Source organism: Saprospiraceae bacterium, from assembly GCA_016716185.1.
GTDB lineage: Bacteria > Bacteroidota > Bacteroidia > Chitinophagales > Saprospiraceae > Vicinibacter.
This window is the reverse complement of sequence record JADJWV010000002.1, coordinates 1,854,183-1,875,179: the sequence shown is the minus strand read 5'-3', so window position 1 is coordinate 1,875,179 and position 20,997 is coordinate 1,854,183. Positions and strand designations below refer to the sequence as shown.

Sequence of the window (20,997 nt, the reverse complement as noted above, 5' to 3'; positions counted from 1 at the left end):
AAATTATGGAAGATTTACAAAGGCCATTGAATTTTTATGGATGCTCAATCTTTGTATATTTCGCATTCCATAAGAAGCCAGTTGAAGAATGGGTTTCCATTGATCTTGACCGTTCCATTTTAATATTTCTGATCCTTTTGTACAGTAAATCTGTTCATTTTGATCGAGTGCAAAGTCTTCGGTTTCCGGAGGAAGTTTGAGCAAAGTTTTCATTGTTTGAGTACGCGGATCGTATTCTTTCAATGACCAAATTTCAGGATCAGATTTATCGGTAAAAATAATATTACCATTCCGCAATACCTCAAAGCATCTGCCAATGGACGATGCAAAGACTCTTATTGATTTTGTTTCTGCGTTGCAGATAGCGAGTTTATGACCTGAGCCCACCAGGAAGAGAACGTAAGTTTGACCTTGATATAATCTATAGTAACCCAAATTATTTAATTCCTCGAACAAGATCTTTGTTTTTGCGCGATTTGTTAGCTCTTTAACAACGAGATTTTGCCTGGAACTGTCTGTAGCAGGAACGCGAATGTAACTTAAGGTTTGATCATTGGCAGGATCAATTCGCGGGGAATATTCCCTGTCAGCGGTGTGGGTTAATTTTTCGAAGCTTCGATTCTGAATATTAAAACGATAAATATCAGTTTGGTTTTCTGATTTGGATTCAATCGTTGCTAACAAAACAGAATCAGAAATGAGAAAGGGTTGATTGTTGTAAGCAGATTCATTAAAAGCACTTAAATAAGCCATTTGTTTTATTTGGCAGGCAGAATCCTGAATGGAATGAACCCGGACATAAAACAGTTGAGAAACGGGCAACTGCGCATTCGCTGCATAGCCAAACAGTAAAAAGTATATGCTATGCAGGCTACATTTCATCAATCCATTTTATTTGTAGAAGTAAATAACCGCTTCCATTGGATCCCATTGCTGAAGCTTCCGTTTTTTAAACTGAACCATATAAAAAGTGGTTTTCCGACAACATGATCAAACGGAACAAATCCCCAGGCCCTTGAATCTTCAGAATTGTGGCGGTTGTCTCCCATGGCCCAGTAATAATCCTGTTTAAATGTATAGCTGGTGGCTTCCTGACCATTTATATAAATCCGTCCATCTTTCACTTCCAATGTATTGTTTTCATAAACAGAAATGATCCGTGCGTACAAGGCAATATTCTTTCGCGATAATTCTACAGAAGCACCTTGAGCAGGTATCCATATGGGCCCGTAATTGTCGAATGACCAATTTGAAAAATGATCCGGGTCGTGCGGAAATACTTTAGTATCCTGGTTGTTGAATGCACTCACGTTTACATCGGCTCCCATCGATTTGACTTTCCCAACTTGTTCATCATCGAGAAAATAGTAACCCGATTTCGAATATTCATCGAAAACATTGATTCCCCAGGAATCCAGTTTTTTGCGATTGATTGGGGTTTGTGTCGAAGTCACCTGGTACAGGTATTGAAGATGAGCAGGGTGTGATGCTTCATTTCCGTTTACATAAAGGATGCGGTCTTTGATTTGGATGGTGTCACCCGCGACCCCAACGCATCTCTTGATGTAATGATCTTTTTTATCCAGAGGTCTAACGATGAGATCAAGTCCCTTGCATTCTTTTGCAGCTTCAGCTTGTGTCAGTGTTTGGAAATGAGTCCAGCTGCGCGTTGGTGTTACGTAAACACTATCGCCAACTGGCCAATTGAATACAAACGGATCATTTCTTTTGACTGTAGTAATTGCCGGCAAGCGATAATAGTTGAGACTGGGTTTAGATAAATATGATTCTCTATCAATTTTTGGAATGCGATTATGCAAGAGAGGGAGCATCATAATGGTCATCGGTGTGCGGATACCGTAATGCGCTTTACTTACAAACAGAAAATCACCAACTTTTAAGGTGCCTTCCATGGAGGGCGTTGGAATGACATATGCCTCAATCAGAAACATTCTGATAAAGGATGCAGCAAAAACGGCGAAAATGATGGATTCCGTCCATTCTCTGAGAGTACCTCTTGCGTATTTGTTGGTTGTTCTGAGTTTGTTTTCCAGCACATGGTCCTTCTTTTTTTGAGCCAGGTGCAGCTGTTGCAAAAATTCTCTTTCTTTTAAATATGCAGGTTCGATGAAATTTATCTTATCGTTGTTACCAATGAGCCAAAAGGCCAGGGGAGGGTAGACCACTGCGAGGACCGAATCCCAAAAGCTCATTTTTCCAAAGGACTTGACCAGATCAATACACATGGCTGCCATAATAAAAATGTTTACGATGGGAAAGAGCAGCCACCATGCATGGGAAGGATTTCTCCCAATGATCTTGCACCAAACTCCAAATTGAACACCGGGTATGAGGGCCTTGTTCGGATCTTCACCTGCTTTGCGGAACAGGCTTTTCAAACTGAAAGAGAGGAGGATATAACTAAGAATTAGAAAAATGAGTAGAATCACAAAATTGAATTTAGTAAGTTATTGGCAAAGATAGCCAAACCAAAAGGGTATGCAAGTAAGAAACGACCATCTGAAGCAACACTTCGCTCAGTGGCAGATATTTTCCGCTGAATTAGACTTTTCTTCTAAAATGGAACTCAGTTCGATTCAATATTGAGATCATTGAGCATGCTTGCCAATTGATCTTTAAATATGATTCGGTTGTCCATCCAGTCTTTTTGAATGGTATTGGCAGAGGCGATGTGGTGCAATAAGCATTCTATTCCAAAGAGTCTGTCATCTTTATCAAAACTTTGCACCAGGGATTCAGTCCCTGGTATTTTCTGCAATACATTTTTATATGCTGCTGAAGAAGCATCTGCATCGAGTATGATTTCATTCCCTTTGGCGAACCAATTGTAAGAATCCAGATATTTCGGATTAAGTTTTTTCTTCAACTCCTGAACTTTCGGAAAATACTGCACAATTTGCTTTTGGATCGCATCATTGATCAGCGTCAAAGCAACTTCATATGCACCGAGTTGTTCTCCTTCAAATACGAGTTCCATTTTGCCAGTCAAAGCAGGAACTACCGATAACAGATCAGACAAACGTGCAACAGCCGTTTTTTCTTTATTGATGAGCATGCGACGTTCAACAGCGCTATAGAGTAATTCGCGGGCCGCAATGCTCATTCTCGCGGAAACACCGCTCTTCTCATCGATCAATTCGCTTTCTCTGGCTGAAAATGCAATTTGCTCTACTATTTGCTGAAGCACGCCAGGAATTCTAATATATTTTCTTTGAAAATCGCTGAGTTTGGCTTCGTGTTCAGTGATTTGCAAGGACACTTGAATGCCTTCGGGATAATGCGTCAAAATTTGACTTTCAATTCGGTCTTTAAGAGGGGTAATGATATTTCCCCTTTGAGTATAATCTTCAGGGTTTGCAGTAAAAACAAAAAACAAATCAAGGGGCAATTTGAGTTTAAAACCCCGGATCTGGATATCATTTTCTTCCAGGATATTCAATAATGCAACCTGAATTCGGGCTTGCAAATCCGGAAGTTCGTTAATGGCAAAGATGGATCGGTTGGAACGCGGGATCAACCCATAATGGATGGAATACTCATTGTCGAATCCGGTTTTAAGAGACAGGGCTTTGATCGGGTCGAGATCGCCGAGCAGATCAGCAATGGACACGTCCGGTGTAGCCAGTTTTTCAACATAGCGGTCTGATCTATGAAGCCAGGTTACAGGTGTTTCGTCTCCGAGTTTTTCAATTTTGTCTTTTGCATATCTGCTGATCGGGTGAAAAGGATGATCGTTAATTTCGGAACCTTCAACCACAGGAATATAATCATCCAGCAGGTTTACGATCATTCTTGCAAGCTTGGTTTTTGCCTGCCCCCGGAGTCCGAGAAACAATATATTATGTCCACTCAATAATGCTCTCACGATATCCGGGATCACGGTTGTTTCATAGCCGTAAATTCCGGGAAATAAATCTTCTCCTTGTTCGAGTTTGATTTTCAGGTTTTTTTTAATTTCTTCTTTAACCGGCAGATACGTATAGCCTGATTTTTTAAGTGTTCCAATGGTAGTGTTTTTCATTTTCCTGAATTTTTTTTCCTGTTGTTTTGGTAATGGATCATAATTTGTTGTCCGAGATTATCCAATTGTGTGTAAAGTGCTTTTCCCTGAGCTTCTTTGGAAAACCGGTCCACAAATTCGACCAGATAGGGATCAGAGGTCAACATAAATGTAGTAATGTCAATATGCTGTTTACGGCATTTGCGGGCCATGGATAAGGTACGTCTGATGATGTATGGATCCAGTCCATAAGGATTTTTATAATACTCTTTTCCGCGTTTTATACAACTTGGCTTCCCATCGGTGATCATCATAATATTTTTATTGGGACATCTGGACTTGTTGAGCAGCGTTAAAGAAAGATTTAAGCCATCTACCGTATTGGTATGATAGGGACCAACCTCAATGTATGGTATTTCTGATACCGGAATGGACCAGGCATCATCGCCAAACACAACAATATGCAATTGGTCTTTGGGGTAACAGGATTGGATCATTTGCGTCAGAGCCAGGGCGACTTTCTTTGCAGGAGTAATCCGGTCTTCGCCGTAGAGAACCATGGAATGCGAAATGTCAATCATGAGCACCGTACAGCAGGAAACGGATTGATAGCTATCGTAAACAGTGAGGTCTGATTCATTCAATGGTGTATCCGCCATTCCGTTTCGGATCATCAAATTTTTAAGCGTTTCCGTTGCTTCAATTTGGGAGTAGGAATCACCAAATTGAAATGAGCGCAAATCCTGGTTGATTTCATCTCCTTTTCCAGTGTGCCTGCTCAGGTGTTTACCACCTTTACCGCGACTCAGCTTTCCAAAGAGATTTCTAAATGCCAGTTCCCGTAAATTGATTTCAAATTTTGAACTGGCTGAAAGCATGGACACATCATCAGGATCGTTAACTGTAAAGCCCTTTCTTTTCAAATCTTCAATAAAATCTGGCAGTCTGTAATTCTCAGTAAATATTCCAAAATTCCGGTCGATATCGTTCAGCCACTGAAAGCTGCTTTTCAAATCGCCGGAAGTTGCCAGGAAAATGTCATTAAATAATGAAAATAAGCGCTGAAACCCATTTTCACGGCCATTTGCCAAGGCCTGGTAATAGAATCTGACCCCCTGATAGTTTTGTTTAGTTTGTTTTCTCACCCTGTATCTAACATTCAACCCTTTAATTCGTTTATTATCGGGTATGAATTGTCCAATTCTAGTTGATAAACTGTACTTTTGACCTGCTTATTCCTGAAAAAATGTTAAGATTTATATTGATTTTGTTGAGTATTGGCTTTGCCGCTATTGGTTTCTCTCAAAAAGCATCCCTCCGGGGAAATGTTTATAACAAAACAACGGGGGAGCCCCTGAGCTTTGCAACTATTTATCTGGAGGGGACTAATTATGGGGATGTTTCAGACCAGGTTGGATTTTTCAGCATTGCTGGAATTTCGGCAGGTGAGTATAAACTTATAGTCACTTATCTGGGATTCGATACTTTTCAAACATCGATTACCATCCGGGGCACCCAGATCATCAACAAACAAATTCAACTCAATGAGTCAGCAACCATACTTGGTGAAGTTAGCGTTTCAGGCAAAAAGCAACAAGCCAGAACAGAGGTTAAAATATCGGCTCTGACCGTTACCCCAAAGGAAATAAAAGCATTGCCCTCCACCGGAGGTGAAGCTGATATTGCCCAATATTTGCAGATCATTCCGGGAGTTGTAAGTACTGGCGACCAGGGCGGCCAGATCTACATCAGGGGAGGATCCCCTGTTCAAAACCGGATCCTGCTCGATGGAATGACTATTTTTAATCCTTTTCATAGCATTGGGCTATTTAGTGTTTTCGAAACGGAGGCCATACGCTCTGTGGAGGTTCTCACCGGTGGTTTTCCTGCAGAGTATGGTGGACGGATATCAGCGATCGTAGATATTAAAACCAGGGAAGGCAACAAGACCAGACCGGCGGGAATTATTTCGGGAAGCCCTTTTATGGCGAAAGTATTGTTAGAAGGTCCCATTGCAAAATTCAAAGAAGGTGGAAACGGCAGTACATCCTATTTATTGACGGGAAAAAAATCATTCATACACAAGACCTCTGAAAGTTTATATAAGTATGCGCTAGATGAAGGCGCCAAAAACCTACCCTTTGAATTTGATGATTTTTATGGTAAAATCAGTTCGATTTCAGGAAACGGAAGCAGCTTGAATTTATTTGGATTCAGTTTCAACGATCAAGTAGCCTTCCAGGGATTGGCGGACCTGAATTGGAAAAACATTGGTTTTGGAACTAATTTTAAATTGATACCGAACAATTCGACTCTGATCGTTTCCGGAAATATTGCATATTCCAAATATTTGATAGAGCTTGACGAAATTAACGAAGAGCCCAGGTCCAGTGAATTGAAAGGACTACAAGCCAATTTTGATTTTACTTATTTTGGAAAAAATTCTGAAGTTCGTTATGGAGTAGAATTTAATGCAAACACCACAGATTTTAATTTTACTAATTTTAGGCAGATCCCAATAGATATTAAAGAGAACAACACGGAGTTGGCAGGGTATTTTAAATATCGCAAAGTGTTTGGAGATCTCGTTATCGATCCCAGTTTAAGATTGCAGTATTATGCCTCCCTTAAAAAATCTGCGATAGAACCCCGGTTAGGATTGAAGTACAACATCAGTAATGACTTCAGGTTAAAAGCAGCAGGTGGATTATATACACAGAGCCTGATGAGTTCGGTAAGTGAACGCGATATCGTCAATTTATTTGTGGGTTTTGTGACCAGTCCGGATCTGATCAAAGCAAGTCATGCGGTTGTCGGATTTGAATACGACTTAACTGAACGTATGGACCTGAATGTTGAAACATATTATAAAGATTTCAATACGCTGTATGCACTCAACAGAAGTAAACTCACGATAGCCGAATCCAATTACACCAAAGAAGAAGGAGAAGCTTACGGATTGGATATACTCCTTAAATCGAGCTGGGTAAACTGGAGTCTTTGGTTGGGATATAGTTTGGGCTTTGTAAACCGGTATGATGGAGTTCAGGAATTTCCCGCTTTATTCGACAGAAGGCATAACATGAATGTAGTCATCGATTATAAATTTGGTAGAAATAAATTGTGGCAAGCCGGTTTGCGATGGAATTTGGGAAGTGGATTTGCCTTTACAAAAATTCAGGGTTTCTTTGAAGATAATAAATTACCAAAAGGACTGGAAACGGTCTTTGGCATAGAAAATGCGCCAATTGGAGTGATTTATTCTGATAAAATAAATTCAGGAAGATTGCCCTATTACCACCGCCTGGATTTGTCTGTTAAAAGGCAGATTAATCTGAATAAAAACAGCTACTTTGATATTACCGCGGCAGTTACAAATGCATATGACCGGGAAAATATATTTTACTTTAATGTCATTGAAAATCGTAGAGTGAACCAACTCAGGATTTTGCCGTCCATGGTGGTAGCATTTCATTTTTAACTGAATTATTTGCAAGAATTCAACCGGGTTTCGGTTTGATCCAAAGGAAATTCAGGCAGTTTCCAATGTGATGCATTCATATAATTAAGGATGTTATTAATTTCAATAGCAGACAGCTTTTGGAAAGCAGGCATGGATAGTCCAAGTGTATTATTTTCTGTGGTGTTGTTCTTTCCATGATAAATTAGACAAGCCAGCTCATCCGGTTTATGAATTAATTTTTCATAATTCGAGAGTGCGGGGTAGAGTTGGCCCAATCCTTCCATGGAATTGCCGTGACAAGAGGCACAATGTGTTAAGTAAAGTGCTTTACCTTGCTTGTAAGTTTCCGGAGATAACGAACAGGCACAAAAAAAAAGACAGAAATAATACAACGCTAACTTATTATTCATGCATGAGAATTCCTATATCTTTTATGAATCGATCGACTTCTTTGTCATCCGTTCCGAGACAATAGGATCTGATGTGGAGATCTTTGTCGACCAATAGCAACCATCCACTATGATCAAAACCTCCTGCAGCAGTTGAATCTTCCATTGCTATACTCAAATATTTTTGAGGAACCCGTTTTAATTCATCCTTGTCTGGCATTCGGAGTAAATGAAAATTAGGAAAATCGATACCGAGTTTTTCATAATATTCCTTCAGCCTGGGCACACTGTCTTTCCTGAAATCGATGCTGTAACATATGTATTGTATGGAAGGATCCGGACCAAAATGATTTGCAATACGAACCATACTTCTCATGGTCTTCGGACATATCGTCGGGCAAGAAGTGAAAAAGAAATTTGCAATATGTATTTTCCCTTTTAAGTCGCTTCTGCTTAATTGAGTTCCGTGTTGGTTGTCGTATGTAAAATCAGGGATGACGGCATAAACGGTTTTTCCATCAATTACTTCTCGAAAGCCAATGACCGGTAGTTTTTTTTCAGAGCAAGAGAAAAACCAAGAGGAAATAAATAGAAATAACAGGAAGCGCATGCGTATACAAATTAAGTTTATTCTACAATAAGGCCATCTTTCATGAGAATGCTGCGGTCTGCCTGTGCAGCAACTTCTTTATCATGGGTTACAATGAGAGTAGTCATTCCGTAATCTCTTTTGAAAGTAAGGATCAGGTCTAAAACCTGAATGGCATTTTGCTGGTCCAGGTTTCCGGTGGGTTCATCTGCTAAAAGTATTTTAGGTTTATTGATCACAGCTCTTGCCAAAGCGACCCTTTGCTGCTCTCCACCGGACAGCTCTCCGGGTTTTTGGTGCATCCGTTCCCGGAGACCGAGTTTTTCCAGCAATTGTGCTGCTTCGGCGTTGGCCTCGGTAGTATTCCTGGAGGCTATGTAAGCAGGCATTGCAACGTTCTCCAACGCTGTAAATTCGGGAAGAAGGTGGTGAAACTGAAAAATAAACCCGATGTCTCTGTTCCGTAAGATCGCCAATTGCCTTGCTTTTAATTCGGAGATATCCCGATTAAACAGTTTTACAGTCCCTCCATCGGGTTTATCTAATGTGCCAATGATATTTAACAAAGTGCTTTTACCTGCACCTGAAGCCCCCAGAATACTGATCAGCTCTCCTTCAGAAACCCTTAGGTGGACTCCTTTTAAAACATTTAAATTTTGGTAATTCTTTATTATATTATGACAATCAATAATATACATATGCTTTTTGCTTACACAAAAGTACGGTTCAAGATATTGCAAAGTTAATTATGGATCTATATACTAAAAGGAATAATAGATGAGTTATGAATATGTTATTACTAGATTAATTGCTGCCTTGCATTAATTTTGTGGCGCTATCGAACAAAGGTGAATTTTATTGTATGAAAGTCCTGCAAGTTTGTAAGAAATTTCCATTTCCTTCCAAGGACGGAGAGTCGATAGCCATCTTGCAGATGAGTAAAGCCCTTTCAGATGCCGGTTGTGAAATGAGTTTGTTAGCCATGAACACCACCAAGCATTTTGTTGAAATCAAAAACAATTTTCCCGAAGAATTATCTTATTACAAGGAAATCCAGTGTGTTGAAGTCGACAACAGGATTAAATGGCATGAAGCATTTTTAAATTTATTCAGCAAAGAATCTTATAACATCAGCAGATTTGTTTCTGAAGAATTCAGAACGGTGCTGATCAACATGTTAAAAAACAACAGCTACGATATTATTCAGCTCGAAACACTTTACCTGGCGCCTTTCATACAGGATATGAAGAAGTATTCCAATGCGATTATTGTATTGAGAGCCCACAATATTGAGCATGAGATTTGGTTGCGCATTGCAGATCAGGTAAACTTTCTTCCTAAAAAAATATATCTCAGTTACTTAAGTAAAAAACTGAAGAATTACGAGTTGGAAATCCTCAACGATTACGATTTTCTTGTGGCCATTACCGATAGGGATCTGGTGCAATTCAGATCTTTGGGTTATAAAAATGGGTGTACTGCCAGTCCGGTGGGATTAAATATGAATTTATATCCTGTGGATTACGATGTTTTCAGAAAGCCTCTGGCTTTATCTTTTATAGGATCTTTGGATTGGCTACCCAATGCTGAAGCAGTTCGCTGGTTTCTTAAAAAAGCCTGGCCTGAGTTGCACAAATCCTTTCCTGAACTCAGCTTTCACTTTGCTGGACGGAATGCACCCGACGATTTGAAGGCGTTTACAAATTTGCCCATTAAATATTATGGCGACGTGGCAGATGCTAAAGCTTTTATTAAGAATTATCCAATTATGATTGTCCCCATTTTTGCAGGATCGGGTATCCGCGTAAAAATTCTGGAAGCAATGGCATTAGGCAGGGTCGTTATCACAACTTCCATTGGTTTGGAAGGCATTGCGGCTAAACACATGCAGGAAGTGATTATTGCCAACAGTGTTGAAGATATGATTAAAAGTATCCAATATTGTTATGACAATCCGGATCAATTGCAGAAAATTGGTGAAAAAGCGCATAAATTTGTTCAATCTCACTTTGATAATCAGAAACTTGGTTTGAAGCTTCATCAAGCTTATAAAAAAGTGCTTGCAACGCATATTAAATAGTGGGCATATTCTGTATGACTCCAATACTAGAATGCTTACTTCCTGCTTTATTTCTGTTCATTATCTATCCCTATGTACTTTATCCTTTCATCATTTATTGCTTATATAAATTTCAGGGGAAGGGACGTGCACAGGAATTAAACACAGATCCTGCATTCAGGATCTCCTGCATCATCGCTGTTTATAATGAAGAAGCAGTCATACAAAAAAAGATTGAGTCTGTGCTCAATTCAGATTATCCCAAACACCTGCTAAAAATATATATAGGTTCCGATGGTTCGACTGACCGTTCAAACGAGATTCTCAAAAACATAGCCGAAACGAACGAACAGGTTGTCATTCAGTTATACAGCGACCGATCAGGAAAAACAAATGTTATTAACCGCCTTACCAAGTTTGTTTTGAATGAAAATAAATCGGAATCCACCCATATTTTGGTTTATACGGATGCTAATATTTTTTTAAATGAAAGCACACTGCGGCATATCGTAGTTCCATTTCAGAATCCTAAAGTGGCATTGGTCGATTCCCGAATTATTCAACGAACCGAACAGCTGTATGGGATAGGCGAATCCGAAAAAGTATACATGAATCTGGAGATTTGGTTAAAAAAGATGGAAGGTGATTTATGGGGTCTTTCCATGGGTGCTTTTGGCGGCTGTTATGCTTTGCGCTCGACCTACAGCAGTGAATTGCCCGCTGGATTGCTGGTAGATGATTTTTACATTTCGATGAGAGCTATGCTGGATAAAGGACTGAGTATAACGAATCATCAGGCTGTTTGTTATGAGCACATTCCCGATAATCTAAAAGAAGAATTTAACAGAAAGAGAAGAATCGCTTCGGGTAATTTTCAAAATTTGCAAATTTTTCTTCCCAGGATATTGCAAATGGGTTTTCGTCTTGCATTCGTTTTTATTTCTCATAAAGTAATGAGATGGTTATTCCCGATAAACGTGTTGTTGTTTTTTCTGATCTGTGGCATACTGGCTTTACAAGGATATTCTATTTATTCGTTTGCTTTTATACTCATGACTTTTGTAATTGGCTTTTTGCCTTTTATAGATTATATACTGGCAAAATTTCATATTAAAATTCAATTGCTGCGCGCCTGGCGATATTTTATTTTTATGAATATTGCAGTATTGGTTGGATTCTACAGATATTTGAGGGGTATACAGCAAAGTACCTGGCAACCACCTAAAAGAACAATGTAACATGTCGATGTTTAATACGATTGAAGAAGCTATCGCAGATTTTAAAGAAGGAAAATTGTTGATCGTTGTCGATAATGAAGACAGAGAAAATGAAGGCGATTTTATCTGTGCAGCAGAAACCATAACACCCGAGCTTGTTAATTTTATGGCACTTCAGGGAAGGGGATTGCTTTGCGCGCCGCTTGAGGAAACCAGGGCCGATCTACTGAATCTTCCGCTGATGGTAAGAAATAATACTTCCTTGCATGAAACTGCCTTTACCGTTTCTGTTGATCTCATCGGCAAAGGATGTACCACCGGCATTTCTACACACGATCGATGTTTAACAATTCAAGCATTGGCGAATGATGCATTTTCAAAAGAAGATTTTGCCAGACCCGGCCATATTTTTCCTTTACGGGCTAAACCTGGAGGCGTTCTGCAGCGAGCCGGACATACGGAAGCAGTTGTGGATCTTGCGAAACTTTCGGGAATGGCTCCTGCAGGTGCATTGATTGAAATTCTCAACGACGACGGGTCCATGGCCAGATTGCCACAATTGTTCGAGAAATCAAAGCAGTTCGGGCTAAAAATAATTTCCATTCACGATTTAATTGAATACCGCTTGCGAAGCGAAAGACTTATCAAAGCTGAAAAGTCAATAAATTGTAAAGTGGATGGGGAGACTTACAGGTTGATTCAATACAGACAAATCAATACGAATGACCTACATTTTGCATTTGTAAAAGGGAACATTCAATCAGAGAATACCTGTTATGTCAGAGTTCAGCATTCTGATGCATTAGTCGAATGGTTTGATTTGTTTGTACAGGGTGATCAGAGTTTAATAAAGCGGGCTTTTACGGCGTTGAATGCTTTTCCTGAGGCCATACTGCTCATGATAACCAACCAGAATCGTTCAGATGATCCCTTGAAGCGTTTAACGGGTGAGAGCGAAGTTCCATATGGTGCTTTAGTGGAACAACATCAACGCGAAATCGGCATCGGTGCGCAAATCCTTAAAGATCTAAACGTAGGTAAAATGATCGTTTTATCAAATCATCCTCGGAAGACTATAAGTCTGGAAGCTTTCGGCTTAGAAATTTTGAGCTACTTAAATTATTGAATACCCCCGTTTACATGAGGTCGAAATTTATGTACCGTCAAAACCGGGGTGCAAGATTATACTGATTGTCGTATTCGCCCATTAAACGAAGACTCAATTCAAAGGATTGCGTTGGAGATTTGTAACGGGTAAGGTCTGCAATTCCGAAATCATAATTCAGGCCGATCATAAAATTTCCTAGTTCTAAACCCAGTTGCAGTCCAAGATCCGTCACTGCAAGTGAAGATTCACTTTTTGCTGTACGGGCACTAATCCCGGTATGAAAAGCGCTTTGATTAGATTTCTGAAATGCCTTCCGGTAAGAAATTCCCGTTATTATGATGCCGTGAGGACCTTGCAAATGAACCAATAGTTTTGGATAAATTTCTTCAAAATTATTGTACCGGTATGTGAGGTTTGTGATGAAGAGAATATTTTTAAAAGCTTCATTTTCTTTTGTTCCTATGTAATCTGTATTATCGAAATTATTGTAAAAAGAAAACTCATTCCCCAGAATTTTTTGTGCGGAAAGACCCAACTGCAGATGTGTTTTTTTACTTAAGAAGGTCTGGTATTGCAATCCTAAATTGAAAGTAGGTGAAGCGTGGATATTGGCCGGAAGCAATTCTGATGAAGTTCCGTTATACTTATCGAGTCCGTTAAACTGATCTTCAAAATATAAATTATCGTAATTGACAGAACGTTGTCTTACTCCAAACCCAAGACCTCCGGTTATAAAACTTCGGTTGTTTTTATTCAACAATTTATGGTAGGCCATCTGAATAGCCATTTCGTTTGTATTCCAGTCGAAAACCTGTGAACGGTCTGTATTAAAAAATACCCCGGCTCCAATATAATCCTTGAGGGGACTATCATAGCCAAAACTAAATTTGATATCTCCTGAGATGATGAGTTGTGTGAGCGGTTGATCCTGCAATCCAATCCATTGATTTCTATAAGAAGAACTGACCCTAAAGTTTCCTGGAAATGAACCTGTAAATGCTGGATTGTAATAAAGGTTAACCGAATTAAATTGCGAAAAAATAATATCTTGGCAAAAAATGGATGGTCCTGAGAAATAACTCACGAAAGCCAAGGTTAAAAATAAACGAAACATAAAATAATAAAGTTGGGTAAAGATAAATCAAAGTATACGGAATGAAGGTATCTGACGGGAAATTAACAGTTGCGATCTCAGTCATTGCCGTGCGTAAATGGCCTGACCACAAATCGGAAATGGTGAATCAGTTGCTGTTTGGCGACTTTATTGAGATCATTGATACATCAGGCAGTTGGATATGCGTTCGTTCTTTAGAAGATCAATACCAGGGATGGATAGAAAACCGACCGGAATATTTGTTGGAACGTGCATATACGGAAATGAAACAAATCATTGTTTCTGCTACGGCAGGTGTTGAAATATCCAACAGAAAATTAAATATTCCGATGGGGAGTTATCTGCATTTTTCAGAATGTAAGTTGTACATGGGAAAAGCAAGTTCAGAAGTAAGTCTGATGGAAAGTCTGCAATGGATTAAAGCTGCATTTGAAGGGGTACCGTATTTATGGGGAGGTAAAACCATCTTTGGAATTGATTGCAGCGGATTAGTTCAGCTGTATGCCAGGCTTGCCGGAATTGCTTTGCCGCGGGATGCAAAAGATCAGGCATTGCAAGGTGATGACATGATACTCGATCAACAGCTACCCGGGGATCTCGTTTTTTTTGATGGAAACCATGGCACGAAAGTGAATCACGTAGGCATCATCATTGAACCCGGAAAAATTTTGCATGCTTCCGGACATGTGCGGGTCGATTCGTTTGACTTTCAGGGAATATGGGATCTAAACAAACAAGCCTACACGCATAAATATCTATTTACCAAGCGGATCACAAGGCCCGGATGATATCGTATTTGGTAATCACATTGTACTGTCCGCTATCATCTTGAGTAATGATACCAGGGCATTTCTCTGTAAAATATTTGTTCAATGTGCTGAGGGTGGTTTCTTTTTTTAACAGAGGCATAGGCTCTGTCATGATGGTGGATACTTCTTTATCGGGATGATTTAATGGATTTTCAAGAATAAAATTAAGGACGGTATTTTCTGAAACGGTGCCAACAATATCCTGCCCATCAATTACCGGTAATTGTGAAATATCGTGTCGCTTCATGATGCTGAGTACATTGCGAATCGATTCTTTCGGGGCAATGGAATAAAATGTTTTATCAGTTTTAGACCTCAATAAATCTGCTATGGTTTTGTCTTTGGTCAGGAAGCCACGTTCAATCATCCAGTCATCGTTGTAAATTTTACCTATATACCTGCTGCCATGATCGTGAAAGATCAAAACAACCAGATCAGTAGGTTTAAGTTTCGCTTTTAATTGCAGGAGACCCGCTAAGGCAGAACCTGCCGAATAACCCAAAAGTAAACCTTCTTCTCTGGCCAGTTTCCTTGCTGCTAAAGCGCCATCTTTATCTGTTACTTTTTCAAAGAGATCGATCAAATCAAAGTTTACATTTTTTGGAAGGATGTCTTCTCCGATACCTTCTGTGATGTAAGGATAAATTTCTTTTTCGTCAAAGATGCCTGTCTCTTTATATTTTTTGAAGACCGAACCATAGGTATCAATTCCCCATACCTGAATGTTGGGATTCATTTCTTTCAGGTATTTTGCAACGCCTGAAATGGTTCCTCCGGTTCCGACACCAACGACTAAATGTGTGATCTTGCCGTCGGTTTGCTTCCAGATCTCTGGACCGGTACTTCTATAATGTGCTGCTGCATTGGAAAGGTTGTCGTATTGATTACACCAAAACGAATTTGGGATTTCTTCGCTGAGTTTGCGGGCAACCGAGTAATAAGATCTCGGATCTTCCGGAGTTACGTTTGTTGGACACACAATAACTTCCGAACCCATTGCTTTAAGCATGTCAATTTTTTCTTTAGACTGCTTGTCGGAAGTCGTAAAAATACATTTATAGCCTCTGACGCAAGCTACTAAAGCAAGTCCCATCCCTGTATTGCCGCTGGTACATTCAATGATGGTACCTCCTGGCTTCAACTTTCCCGAGGCTTCAGCATCGTCAACCATCTTAACGGCCATGCGATCTTTGATGGAATGACCCGGATTGAAAGTTTCCACTTTCGCCAGGACAGTAGCAGGGACGCCCATTACAGACTTGTTTAATTGGATTAAGGGAGTATTTCCAATAGCTTCCAGTATATTTTTATAATAATGCATAAGTTATGTGCTTGACAAATGAATTTATCCGGCTGGGATTTTGTGCAAAAATGGAAATAATTTTAATGGACTTGAAGAAAAAACAGCCACTTAACGAATCCTTTGACTGATTGGCTTCAAAAGCAAATGGTTCCTTCTGATAACTGCTCTTATTGTCGTTTGATTTGATTTAGTCCAAAGCCTGGCAGGCTCATGAGATTAAAAATATAAAGTAATCCGATAAAATGCCCGGATATTTAAAATTGGTTTTAGTTGTTTTTTTGATAGATTATTTGGGCATAAAAGCGCTTATCAGGTATTCCCAGCGCATAAGCAACACTTGATGAAACGACAACCATCACTGATTTTTCATAGATGGGAGGTATTCGTCCGATCACTTTGGCAGGAATAGCCTTGTTATTGATGGGATTGGTTACGAGAATTTGGGATTCTATAGGTGCTGTGGCATGTAATGCAAAATAGCGACCTTCGCCAAGGCCTTTCATTTCCACAAAAGCCAGGCCCCTTTTGGAGATTGAATTTACGGAATAATCGGGGTTTTCAAAGTAAGGTTCGGGATCTGGTAAAGGGACTTCTTTTGTAAGAAGTTCTTCAACAGGTTCAGACAATTTTAAGTACCCAAGCTTCAAAAGGGCACCAGCCTGAAGGCCTGAATTGAATTGAGGGTTGAGATTTGTCAACTGGGACTCAGGAATTTTAAGAATCCTGTGAGCCAATGCATAATAATTATCTTTTGGCATGACTCTGTAATAAAGTGGGATAGCTTGTTTGGAAGAATCCAAACTAAGGGTCTCCGTATGAAATGGAATTTTAGCGATCCCGCCTTCATTTAAACCAGGTAAAAGAGGACTCTGATTGAGAGTCAAAAATTCCTCCAGGATAATCCTGTATTTTTTAGCCAGTCCGAAGGCTGTTTCTCCTTTTTTGACCTGATGTTCAAAATAAAGCACTCCATCCGGTTTTGAATTTCTTTGAATCTCAATAACTTGCGCCTGGACCTGAGGAGATAATAAAAGGAGCAACATGCTAAAACACACTCGGTTTTGAAGGCTGAAAAAATGGTTAATTTTCATATTTAGACCTGATATTTAAGTACAAATATATTATATTTTATTATAATATGACGCATCATAAAACAATTGGTTTAATACCTGCACGGTATGCTTCGAGTCGTTTGCCGGGAAAACTGCTGTTGCCCCTGGGCGGGAGCAGCATATTAAAATCAGTTTACGATAAAGCACTTCTTTGCCAGACCTTGGATGGTATAGCCGTGGTAACCGATCACGAAGGCATTTATGAACATGTGAAATCGTGGAATGGAGAAGTGTATATGAGTCGGTCTGACCATCAAAGCGGAACTGACCGGATCGCTGAGATTGCCGGAGCTATGGATCAATACGACTATGTAGTCAATATTCAGGGTGATGAACCATTTATTGTTCCCCGTGCCATTGACTATATTGTTGAGGTTGTACAGTCCGCAAGGGCATCTATCGGAACCTTAATTTCTCTTATCCATGATATTGAAGATTATTCTAACCCTCATGTCGTAAAAGTCGTTAAGGATATTTACAATTATGCCATGTATTTCAGCCGTTCATCAATTCCATACCATCGCAATGACCCTAAGTCGCTTCCATCGACTGATGTTTTCAAGCATATTGGTCTCTATGTATTTGAGCGGGAAGCATTATTGGAAATCACTAAAATTCCCGTTTCCAATCTTGAAGAATCAGAAAAACTCGAACAACTTCGGTGGCTGGAGCATGGAAAAAAAATCATTACGGCTACCGTGGAATACAACTCTTTTGGTATTGATACCAGAGAAGATTATGATCGGGCTTTATTGATTTACAATTCGCTTTAAGTTCGCGATGGATTTAAATGCTCAGGAAGAAATCCAAATGGAAGTAGAATTTCACATTTTGGAAAGACAAGCACATCCTGGTCCGGCTGTCCGATAATCAATTCAATAGAAGATTTATTATTTCTTTCGTATTCGACCAATACCTGTCTGCATAATCCGCAGGGGGCAGGAGGATATTGAAGTGTTGGATTCCTGGATTTTGTGCTGATCGCTAATTTTAATATTTTATGAGATGCATAATTGGAGCCGTAATAGAACAGTAGATTTCTTTCAGCACAAATGCCACAGGGATAGGATGCATTTTCCTGATTGCTCGCTTTTAAAATAGTTCCATCTTCAAGCACCAATGCAGCGCCCACAAAATACTGTGAATACGGCGCATAAGCAGTTTTCGTTGCACCAAAAGCTTCATTTAGTAATTGAATTTGAATACCGTTGAGCTTTGAACAATCCCGATGGTACTGAAACGATATTTCCAATTTTGTATGAAGCATTTGATGTTACTGGCTGATGTTGAAAGGGGCTTTAACACTTTCCGTGCTCGAGATGATTCTGAGATAATACAATCCGGTTTTAAGTCCGAATGTGTACATATTAAAAACATTTTTGCCATTCTTTACATTATAAGAGTAGGATCTGAGTGTTTTGCCATAACTATCTAAAATGCTTACGACAATCCTATCCGTTGCAATGGCTGAGGAATGATATTCAAAAGTAAATCTTCCCTGTGTTACCGGATTGGGATAAAGACTGAGTGATTCTGTTTTTGGCGCAATGACGGTAGCAGCAAATGCTGGAGAATAGAAAACTTTACCTTGTGCAGATACAGCTTTTATGCGAAGGACATCCTTTTCCGATAAGGCACTGGTAAAATTTTTGACATAAGATTGCTGTACCGTGCTATTGCCTTTTGTACTTACAGAAATGAGTGAATCAAAAGTGTTGTTGTTTAATGATCGTTCAAGAACGAATCGGCTGCAATTATTTTCAAATTGCGTTTGAAATTCAATCGTTGAATTTGTGTTTTCAGATTGTGCTTTCATTCCGGTGATGGATACAAATGGATTTTCAGCCGCTTGAAATATTCCAAAGGCCGTATTTTCAAAGTTTCTGGTTGTAATCTCAGCCATATAATTTCCATCCGCTTGTTTCAACAGGGTCATGGTATTTTCTGTGGCCAGGTTTGAAACCGGTATGAAATTAGTTAATTCTTTAGTGGCTTTTTGGTGATTGGTTTCGGGGTCGATCGAACCCGGACTTTTTATCTGAATTCCGATAAGTTTATTGATGTCTATGGATCCTGCTGATCCCGACAAATCTGCTATATCTTTTGATGATAGCAAAAACTGAATTTTGAGCGATTTGGTGATTTTTGATTTCGTTTTAATAGTCCAGAATTTATTAACAGAAAATAAACTCTGATCGGGAGCTACATAAGCAGCTGTGATGCCAGCAGCTGTTTTGCTTCCGTAGTTCTTTGTGGTGGTCAGTTGCAACACCAGGCTGGAATCGCGCAGATTTCCCAGATCGAATGTATCATTTTTTATACTCAATATCAAAATATCATCAGTTGCATCGATGGTGTTGTTATCGAAAAAATAATGTGTATAAATGCCATCGGAACATTCAACATTTGCTGAAATTGATGTATTTGAGGTATCCAGAGGTCTGCCTTCCGGTGAACTCGATTTAAGGCATGATGCAGCTTGTATTGTCGATCTGATCAATGCTCCGGGCTCTGTTCCAAAGCCTTCGAGGAAATCAATTCCAGGCATTCCGGTCTGGTAACAATAACTCATCATGCTTCCTTTTTTGGGTAAGCCTGGAGCGGCACAGCTGCCTTCAAGTTTGGCGCAATTATCGATAGCTTTGTTTTTTTGAGGCCCCCAGACACAAGCATGCGTATGCCTGGATCCAAATGTATGCCCGAGTTCATGTGCCACAACAAAGACATCCCAGCTATAAGCCGGGCTTTGTTCATATGAACCTAAGACATTGCCATAGGCATAGGAGTATGTGGAATTACATACTGTATTGATGTAGGCGATTCCTCCTAAAGTTGCCTTTCCATTTTTTGAATAGCCACTTAATAGAAAGCGAACCGTTTTGTTCGTGTTCGCATATTTTTTTCTGAAAGACTCCAAATCGCTGCTGGCGCTCATGTGTGTAAAATTGTCTTCCATCACATGAATATTCAATTGCGCAAGTGCAATGCTGATGCCTTCATTTCTGAATAGGGTATGTACATTGTTAAATAAGCCGGTAACGTAATTACTGACAGCCTGGGTATTTTTGCCTAATTTCAGATAGAGATCGTAATCGACATCAATGGAAATTTCAATTCTTTTACATTGATCTGAAGATCTTACTGACATTTCAACCTGGCTTCCCATATAATCCCGGTAGTCATCTGTGTGACATCCGTTTGCCATTTCTGCCCAGTTTAATTTGGATTCGTCTGTTATCAAGCATTGGACAGATTTTTCAAGAGTTGCATTTAATGGCGTAACTGTATAAAGTTTGCCATCTTGTTGTGTATAGGAGCCATACACGGCATTGGTAAATACACTTAAACTGGCAAATCCTCTCGAGCCATCTGTTGGAATCCCTTTAAAATGGAGTCCACGATTGACTTCAGTTTTTGCCGAACCCTGGTCGCTGATCAGATTTACATTGAAATCTTCTGTATAAAAGTTGTATTCTGTAAAGAGGAAGTCACTGCCATTTTGCGATAGTTGTGGTAAGGATATTTTAAGTAAAGGGTGGTATTCTTCCATTAAATCCATCTGTACATCAGGATTTAAGTCAGCAATAATCGAAGATCCTTTTATTTCAGATTGCTTTCCTGGATGAATATTGTAAAAGAGTTGCCTTGTTTTTGCTCTTTCAATCTGGCTGAGTTGTTTTATACCAAATGGATCCACTGACTGACAATCACCAGTCACAGCAAGCAGATTCAATATTAAAATGCTTAAAAAAGCGATTACTTTCGGGCTAAGAAAGAGGGGAGTCTGGGTGGATTGAGTTTTGAACATATTAA

General features: G+C 39.5%; 18 protein-coding genes. 6 read left to right on the top strand and 12 right to left on the bottom strand.

Annotated elements, in window-relative coordinates:
* Positions 1 to 3 precede the first annotated feature (3 nt).
* From IPM34_09240 to IPM34_09225, 4 genes are all read right to left on the bottom strand, one after another.
* Positions 4 to 882, bottom strand: a complete 879-nt coding sequence (locus tag IPM34_09240; GenBank protein ID MBK8955729.1) for a hypothetical protein — start codon at positions 880 to 882, stop codon at positions 4 to 6.
* The gene (gene lepB, locus IPM34_09235; protein MBK8955728.1) at positions 882 to 2,450 is read right to left on the bottom strand and encodes a signal peptidase I; all 1,569 of its coding nucleotides are present in this window, start codon (positions 2,448 to 2,450) and stop codon (positions 882 to 884) included. Before lepB ends, IPM34_09240 begins: the two co-directional genes overlap by 1 nt.
* A 137-nt stretch (positions 2,451 to 2,587) precedes the next feature.
* Positions 2,588 to 4,042, bottom strand: a complete 1,455-nt coding sequence (locus tag IPM34_09230; protein MBK8955727.1) for a magnesium chelatase — start codon at positions 4,040 to 4,042, stop codon at positions 2,588 to 2,590.
* A complete protein-coding gene (locus tag IPM34_09225; protein MBK8955726.1) occupies positions 4,039 to 5,166 on the bottom strand; it encodes a hypothetical protein in 1,128 nt (375 codons plus the stop codon). The genes IPM34_09230 and IPM34_09225 overlap by 4 nt, the downstream gene beginning before the upstream one ends.
* Positions 5,167 to 5,267: 101 nt before the next feature.
* On the opposite strand from IPM34_09225, the gene IPM34_09220 reads away from it, so the two are divergent.
* The gene (locus IPM34_09220) at positions 5,268 to 7,502 is read left to right on the top strand and encodes a TonB-dependent receptor (GenBank protein MBK8955725.1); all 2,235 of its coding nucleotides are present in this window, start codon (positions 5,268 to 5,270) and stop codon (positions 7,500 to 7,502) included.
* Between the two features lie 5 nt (positions 7,503 to 7,507).
* On the opposite strand, the gene IPM34_09215 is transcribed toward IPM34_09220, so the two are convergent.
* The 3 genes from IPM34_09215 to IPM34_09205 are packed head-to-tail and all read right to left on the bottom strand — an operon-like array spanning position 7,508 to position 9,154.
* The gene (locus IPM34_09215; protein ID MBK8955724.1) at positions 7,508 to 7,894 is read right to left on the bottom strand and encodes a cytochrome c; all 387 of its coding nucleotides are present in this window, start codon (positions 7,892 to 7,894) and stop codon (positions 7,508 to 7,510) included.
* Complete coding sequence (locus tag IPM34_09210) at positions 7,887 to 8,483, bottom strand: SCO family protein (protein MBK8955723.1); 597 nt, start codon at positions 8,481 to 8,483, stop codon at positions 7,887 to 7,889. Before IPM34_09210 ends, IPM34_09215 begins: the two co-directional genes overlap by 8 nt.
* Positions 8,484 to 8,500: 17 nt before the next feature.
* Positions 8,501 to 9,154 carry an ABC transporter ATP-binding protein gene (locus IPM34_09205; GenBank protein MBK8955722.1) on the bottom strand — a complete coding sequence of 218 codons (654 nt, stop codon included), beginning with the start codon at positions 9,152 to 9,154 and terminating at the stop codon, positions 8,501 to 8,503.
* Positions 9,155 to 9,324: 170 nt separating this feature from the next.
* Between IPM34_09205 and IPM34_09200 the strand changes: the two genes are divergently transcribed.
* The 3 genes from IPM34_09200 to ribB are packed head-to-tail and all read left to right on the top strand — an operon-like array spanning position 9,325 to position 12,864.
* Positions 9,325 to 10,542 (top strand): glycosyltransferase, encoded by a 1,218-nt coding sequence (locus IPM34_09200; GenBank protein MBK8955721.1) that lies wholly within the window; start codon positions 9,325 to 9,327, stop codon positions 10,540 to 10,542.
* Positions 10,543 to 10,556: 14 nt separating this feature from the next.
* Positions 10,557 to 11,759, top strand: coding sequence for a glycosyltransferase (locus IPM34_09195; GenBank protein MBK8955720.1), 1,203 nt, complete (start codon positions 10,557 to 10,559; stop codon positions 11,757 to 11,759).
* Between the two features lies 1 nt (position 11,760).
* On the top strand, positions 11,761 to 12,864 hold the full coding sequence (ribB, locus tag IPM34_09190) for a 3,4-dihydroxy-2-butanone-4-phosphate synthase (GenBank protein ID MBK8955719.1): 1,104 nt from the start codon (positions 11,761 to 11,763) through the stop codon (positions 12,862 to 12,864).
* Between the two features lie 37 nt (positions 12,865 to 12,901).
* Here ribB and IPM34_09185 read toward each other — a convergent pair whose 3' ends face one another.
* Positions 12,902 to 13,960: a PorP/SprF family type IX secretion system membrane protein gene (locus IPM34_09185; protein ID MBK8955718.1), complete on the bottom strand. Its 1,059-nt coding sequence runs from the start codon at positions 13,958 to 13,960 to the stop codon at positions 12,902 to 12,904.
* A gap of 41 nt (positions 13,961 to 14,001) precedes the next feature.
* Here IPM34_09185 and IPM34_09180 point away from each other — a divergent pair, with 41 nt between their 5' ends.
* On the top strand, positions 14,002 to 14,748 hold the full coding sequence (locus IPM34_09180; GenBank protein MBK8955717.1) for a C40 family peptidase: 747 nt from the start codon (positions 14,002 to 14,004) through the stop codon (positions 14,746 to 14,748).
* Here the strand turns inward: IPM34_09180 and IPM34_09175 are convergent.
* Entirely contained in the window at positions 14,732 to 16,090 is a 1,359-nt protein-coding gene (locus IPM34_09175) for a pyridoxal-phosphate dependent enzyme (GenBank protein MBK8955716.1), read from the bottom strand. The genes IPM34_09180 and IPM34_09175 overlap by 17 nt on opposite strands.
* Before the next feature lie 248 nt (positions 16,091 to 16,338).
* Complete coding sequence (locus IPM34_09170) at positions 16,339 to 17,163, bottom strand: LysM peptidoglycan-binding domain-containing protein (protein MBK8955715.1); 825 nt, start codon at positions 17,161 to 17,163, stop codon at positions 16,339 to 16,341.
* 47 nt (positions 17,164 to 17,210) lie between these two features.
* Between IPM34_09170 and kdsB the strand changes: the two genes are divergently transcribed.
* The gene (kdsB, locus tag IPM34_09165; protein ID MBK8955714.1) at positions 17,211 to 17,957 is read left to right on the top strand and encodes a 3-deoxy-manno-octulosonate cytidylyltransferase; all 747 of its coding nucleotides are present in this window, start codon (positions 17,211 to 17,213) and stop codon (positions 17,955 to 17,957) included.
* Here the strand turns inward: kdsB and IPM34_09160 are convergent.
* Together IPM34_09160 and IPM34_09155 are read right to left on the bottom strand one after the other, a co-directional pair.
* Positions 17,954 to 18,451, bottom strand: coding sequence for a cytidine deaminase (locus tag IPM34_09160; GenBank protein MBK8955713.1), 498 nt, complete (start codon positions 18,449 to 18,451; stop codon positions 17,954 to 17,956). The two genes, kdsB and IPM34_09160, sit on opposite strands and share 4 nt — an antisense overlap.
* Before the next feature lie 6 nt (positions 18,452 to 18,457).
* Entirely contained in the window at positions 18,458 to 20,992 is a 2,535-nt protein-coding gene (locus tag IPM34_09155; GenBank protein ID MBK8955712.1) for a T9SS type A sorting domain-containing protein, read from the bottom strand.
* Positions 20,993 to 20,997 lie beyond the last annotated feature (5 nt).

Excerpts from the sequence above, each read along its gene's own strand:
- IPM34_09240 (MBK8955729.1), bottom strand. The coding sequence starts at position 882 with ATGAAATGTAGCCTGCATAGCATATACTTTTTACTGTTTGGCTATGCA.
- IPM34_09230 (MBK8955727.1), bottom strand. The coding sequence starts at position 4,042 with ATGAAAAACACTACCATTGGAACACTTAAAAAATCAGGCTATACGTAT.
- IPM34_09220 (MBK8955725.1), top strand. The coding sequence starts at position 5,268 with ATGTTAAGATTTATATTGATTTTGTTGAGTATTGGCTTTGCCGCTATT.
- IPM34_09215 (MBK8955724.1), bottom strand. The coding sequence starts at position 7,894 with ATGAATAATAAGTTAGCGTTGTATTATTTCTGTCTTTTTTTTTGTGCC.
- IPM34_09210 (MBK8955723.1), bottom strand. The coding sequence starts at position 8,483 with ATGCGCTTCCTGTTATTTCTATTTATTTCCTCTTGGTTTTTCTCTTGC.
- IPM34_09200 (MBK8955721.1), top strand. The coding sequence starts at position 9,325 with ATGAAAGTCCTGCAAGTTTGTAAGAAATTTCCATTTCCTTCCAAGGAC.
- IPM34_09195 (MBK8955720.1), top strand. The coding sequence starts at position 10,557 with ATGACTCCAATACTAGAATGCTTACTTCCTGCTTTATTTCTGTTCATT.
- ribB (MBK8955719.1), top strand. The coding sequence starts at position 11,761 with ATGTCGATGTTTAATACGATTGAAGAAGCTATCGCAGATTTTAAAGAA.
- IPM34_09185 (MBK8955718.1), bottom strand. The coding sequence starts at position 13,960 with ATGTTTCGTTTATTTTTAACCTTGGCTTTCGTGAGTTATTTCTCAGGA.
- IPM34_09180 (MBK8955717.1), top strand. The coding sequence starts at position 14,002 with ATGAAGGTATCTGACGGGAAATTAACAGTTGCGATCTCAGTCATTGCC.
- IPM34_09175 (MBK8955716.1), bottom strand. The coding sequence starts at position 16,090 with ATGCATTATTATAAAAATATACTGGAAGCTATTGGAAATACTCCCTTA.
- IPM34_09170 (MBK8955715.1), bottom strand. The coding sequence starts at position 17,163 with ATGAAAATTAACCATTTTTTCAGCCTTCAAAACCGAGTGTGTTTTAGC.
- kdsB (MBK8955714.1), top strand. The coding sequence starts at position 17,211 with ATGACGCATCATAAAACAATTGGTTTAATACCTGCACGGTATGCTTCG.
- IPM34_09160 (MBK8955713.1), bottom strand. The coding sequence starts at position 18,451 with ATGCTTCATACAAAATTGGAAATATCGTTTCAGTACCATCGGGATTGT.
- IPM34_09155 (MBK8955712.1), bottom strand. The coding sequence starts at position 20,992 with ATGTTCAAAACTCAATCCACCCAGACTCCCCTCTTTCTTAGCCCGAAA.